This is a genomic window from Psychrobacter nivimaris, assembly GCF_904846365.1.
GTDB lineage: Bacteria > Pseudomonadota > Gammaproteobacteria > Pseudomonadales > Moraxellaceae > Psychrobacter > Psychrobacter nivimaris_B.
On record NZ_CAJHAL010000065.1, the window covers coordinates 1 to 3,817 of the forward strand.

The following is a 3,817-nucleotide window of genomic DNA, read 5'->3' on the forward strand; positions in this document are numbered from 1 at the left end:
CCAAAAAGTGGTGTACTAAGCAACCCAGCAGGCATCCAAAAAGTGTCGATGCCAATCCGTAACTGGACGTCTGCTCTGAATCGTTTTATGATTATGTTTGATGACCGTATCAGCAAGCATTTAATCTAAACGGCAGTTACACAGAATTCGGGATGGTCTCAATTCTACGAGTGGATCATACAATGTACCGCTATACATGGCATTCGTAAACAAGCCATATATTGCTGACCTGAACTCGCTAATATATTGTTCAGAATTCTTTAAGAAATCACCTTCTTCTTTAGCTAGTCTATCAAGACTTTTATGTAAACTTTTATCGTCCACATCAATATCGATGATGAACTTTTTCTTAGATGGGATAATGCCTGTTGCATTATAAATAAACTTAAGTAAATCACCTTGTGACGGAAATTGTGCTAACTCAGACATAATAATTCCTCAGTTAATATATTATCCCAAAAATAAATAGTTAAGTCTTCTGGTTATAGAAGACTTAACGTCTGACTATATAGTGTTAAAGCTAGCCCTTACTTTTTCGATTAGGATTCATTTGCTTACCTCGATTTCCTTGGGCTTGGTCATAAGCTTTATTAGTACCACTCGTTCCTTTATTTGGGTTTCTCACGTTAGAATTGTTGTCTGCTACAGTAGTTTTCTTCGCGCTCATATAGAATTCCTTTAAAAGTTTTATTAGAAAATTTAGGCTTACTACTCACTACTCTGTGAGTAAGTTAACTATAAATAGTCGTATGCAAAATAACCAATAATTCTGGCGACGTAAATTTACTATGTTTTTTAACCCTTCTAACTTAGACCCTAAACCAAAAAAACACCCAACCAAGTTGAGTGTTTTTTTATTACTATATCAAACTAATCAGATCTTTAGTTTGATGTTATTCCCACTCAATCGTCGCAGGTGGCTTGCTCGAAACATCATAAGTCACGCGTGATACTTCAGCGATTTCATTCATGATACGGTTCGATACAGTCTCGATCAAATCATACGGCAGATGCGCAAAGCGTGCCGTCATAAAGTCTACCGTCTCAACCGCACGTAGCGCGATTACCCACGCATAGCGGCGGCCATCACCGACCACGCCGACAGATTTGATTGGTTGGAATACCGCAAATGCTTGTGCAGTCTTGTCATACCAGCCTGATTTTTCTAACTCTGCCATAAATATCGCATCAGCCAAACGCAAGATATCCGCATATTCTTTTTTGACTTCGCCAAGGATACGTACGCCCAAACCTGGACCTGGGAACGGATGACGATAGATCATTTTGGCTGGTAGGCCCAAAGTAATACCAAGCTTACGCACTTCATCTTTGAACAAATCGCGTAATGGCTCAATCAGCTTAAATGCCAAGTCATCTGGCAAACCGCCTACGTTATGGTGGCTCTTAATGACGTGTGCTTTGCCTTGATGCGACTTAGCAGATTCGATAACGTCTGGGTAAATCGTACCCTGTGCCAAGAACTCAACGACTTTACCATCGCTCTGCTCACTCACTTGACGCGCACTATCAGCGAATACGTCGATGAACGTTTTACCGATGATTTTACGTTTCTTCTCTGGATCAGACTCGCCTGCTAGCGCATCTAAGAACAAGTCTTCAGCATCAACACGGATGACTTTTACACCCATATTTTCTGCAAAGATTTGCATCACTTGATCGCCTTCGTGCAGACGCAATAGACCGTTATCAACGAACACACAAGTCAGTTGATCACCGATTGCTTTGTGCAATAGCGCGGCAACGACTGAACTATCAACACCGCCCGATAGACCTAGCAATACTTGCTTGTCACCGATTTGCTCTTTTAACTGTGCGATACGCATATCAGCGATATTGTCTGGCGTCCACTCACCTGCACACCCACAGATTTGATGCACGAAACGACCAAGCAGCGCTTGACCTTGTAGCGTATGCGTGACTTCTGGGTGGAACTGTAGGCCGTAGTATTGCTTGTCATCATTGGCCATAATCGCGATCGGACAGCTTGGCGTACTAGCGATGATATCAAAGCCTTCAGGTACTTCGATAACCTTGTCACCATGACTCATCCAAACGTTTAGTTTGGCAGCCGCGCCGTCAGTCTTGCTGTCTTCGATGCCGTCAGTCAGCTGCGAGTGACCATTTACTTCGATAGTCGCCGCACCAAACTCATGGATATCACTGGCATGAACTTGCCCGCCAAAACGATCTGCCATTGCTTGCATACCGTAGCAGATACCTAGTACTGGCACGCCTAGATCAAATACCGCATCGTTGATACGCGGGCTGTTTTCTGCGTGGACGCTCTCAGGGCCACCCGACAAAATGACGCCTTTTGCGCCAAAATCGATGATGCGCTGAGTGTCGATATCATAAGGGAACATCTCACAAAACACCCCAGAATCGCGCACACGGCGAGCGATTAACTGGCTATATTGCGAGCCAAAATCGAGGATTAAGATGCGATCTTCTTTGATTGCAGGAGTGGCAGCAGCAGTGGTCATAAATCGATATCCATCAATAGATAAATTGGTGCCCTATTTTAACAAGTTTACGCCCTCTATTGGCTATTAGATGGTTAATTATTCACGATTATTATTCGCGCATACCCTCAGTTTGAATAATTACTCCCTAAGTAAGGATAAAAATAAGCAAAGAGTAGACAGCAAACCCAATTATCAGCAAGCTATCTTCCTCTCTGTTTATCAGTCATTTGCTAGGTCTACTACGTAATATCACTCAAAGCTGAGTGCATACGATTTAACCCTTGTATCAATACTTCTTTAGGGCAGGCCACATTCAAACGCATTTTTAAATGTCCTTCCTCGCCATATTTAATGCCAGCATTAAGCTCAACTTTAGCAGCTCTAAGCGCATCATACAGCGCCTGATCGTCTTGGCTATATGCGGAGCAATCTAGCCAGATTAGGTACGATGCTTCTGGGCGCATGATTTTAATATCAGGCAAATGCTCATTTAAAAACTGCACCGTCAACTCAATGTTGGCTTCGATGTAACTAAGCGCCTGCTCTAACCACTCACCGCCGTGCTCGTAAGCACTACGCATGGCTGTATACGCAAATAGATTCAGCTCGTACTCATCATTTAATTGCTGCTGCTGACTGATTTTTTTGATTAGTGCCTTATCTTTAGCGAATATCATAGAGCCTTTGATACCAGCGATGTTGAAGGTTTTGGTCATTGATGTCAGGCTTACGACATTGTGCTCGTAGCCTTCTGCCAGCGTCAGAAATGGCGTAAATGTATGACCAGTCAAGGTCAAATCTTGATGAATCTCATCACTAACAATCGCCACATTGTGCTTTTTGCAAATCGCAAGTAGCGCTTCCAGCTCGTCCCTCGTCCATACACGCCCGCCAGGATTATGTGGATTGCACAGTAGATAAAGCTTAACCTCATGCTCGATGATTTTGGCTTCGATATCAGTCAAGTTTAAATGATATTTACCTTCGACTTCTTTTAATGCAGAGGTTATGAGCTTACGACCATTTTGCTCAACCTTGCTCATAAAAGGCGTATAGATAGGATCGTTGACCATTACGGCCTCGCCTACCTCGGTAAAGACATTCATCATCAGCGCTAGGCTTGGCACGACACCAGGAGAAAACAAGATATTTTGCTTCTCTAACTGCAAGTCATAACGACTGCCATGCCAGTTAATAATCGAGTTGACCCCTGCTGTCAATCCCGTAGAACTAAACTTGGGAGATTTTAGTTACGCAGCCTGACGATAAAAGTCAAACCACACCTGTCTTGGCGATTTATAGCCCAAACCCTTTTGAATCCTAGTCTGATT

4 protein-coding genes are annotated in these 3,817 nt (G+C 43.1%); all 4 read right to left on the reverse strand.

What is annotated here, in order from left to right:
• Window positions 1-120 precede the first annotated feature (120 nt).
• Entirely contained in the window at window positions 121-429 is a 309-nt protein-coding gene (locus tag JMX63_RS14270) for a hypothetical protein (RefSeq protein ID WP_201573169.1), read from the reverse strand.
• Window positions 430-520: 91 nt separating this feature from the next.
• Window positions 521-667, reverse strand: a complete 147-nt coding sequence (locus tag JMX63_RS14275) for a hypothetical protein (RefSeq protein ID WP_166739253.1) — start codon at window positions 665-667, stop codon at window positions 521-523.
• Window positions 668-893: 226 nt separating this feature from the next.
• Window positions 894-2,504, reverse strand: a complete 1,611-nt coding sequence (gene guaA, locus JMX63_RS14280) for a glutamine-hydrolyzing GMP synthase (RefSeq protein ID WP_201573172.1) — start codon at window positions 2,502-2,504, stop codon at window positions 894-896.
• Between the two features lie 221 nt (window positions 2,505-2,725).
• The gene (locus JMX63_RS14285) at window positions 2,726-3,706 is read right to left on the reverse strand and encodes a MalY/PatB family protein (RefSeq protein ID WP_201573175.1); all 981 of its coding nucleotides are present in this window, start codon (window positions 3,704-3,706) and stop codon (window positions 2,726-2,728) included.
• Window positions 3,707-3,817: the final 111 nt, after the last annotated feature.

What these genes read in the sequence shown, in the direction of transcription:
- JMX63_RS14270 (WP_201573169.1), bottom strand. Translation starts at nt 429, where the DNA reads ATGTCTGAGTTAGCACAATTTCCGTCACAAGGTGATTTACTTAAGTTT.
- JMX63_RS14275 (WP_166739253.1), bottom strand. Translation starts at nt 667, where the DNA reads ATGAGCGCGAAGAAAACTACTGTAGCAGACAACAATTCTAACGTGAGA.
- guaA (WP_201573172.1), bottom strand. Translation starts at nt 2,504, where the DNA reads ATGACCACTGCTGCTGCCACTCCTGCAATCAAAGAAGATCGCATCTTA.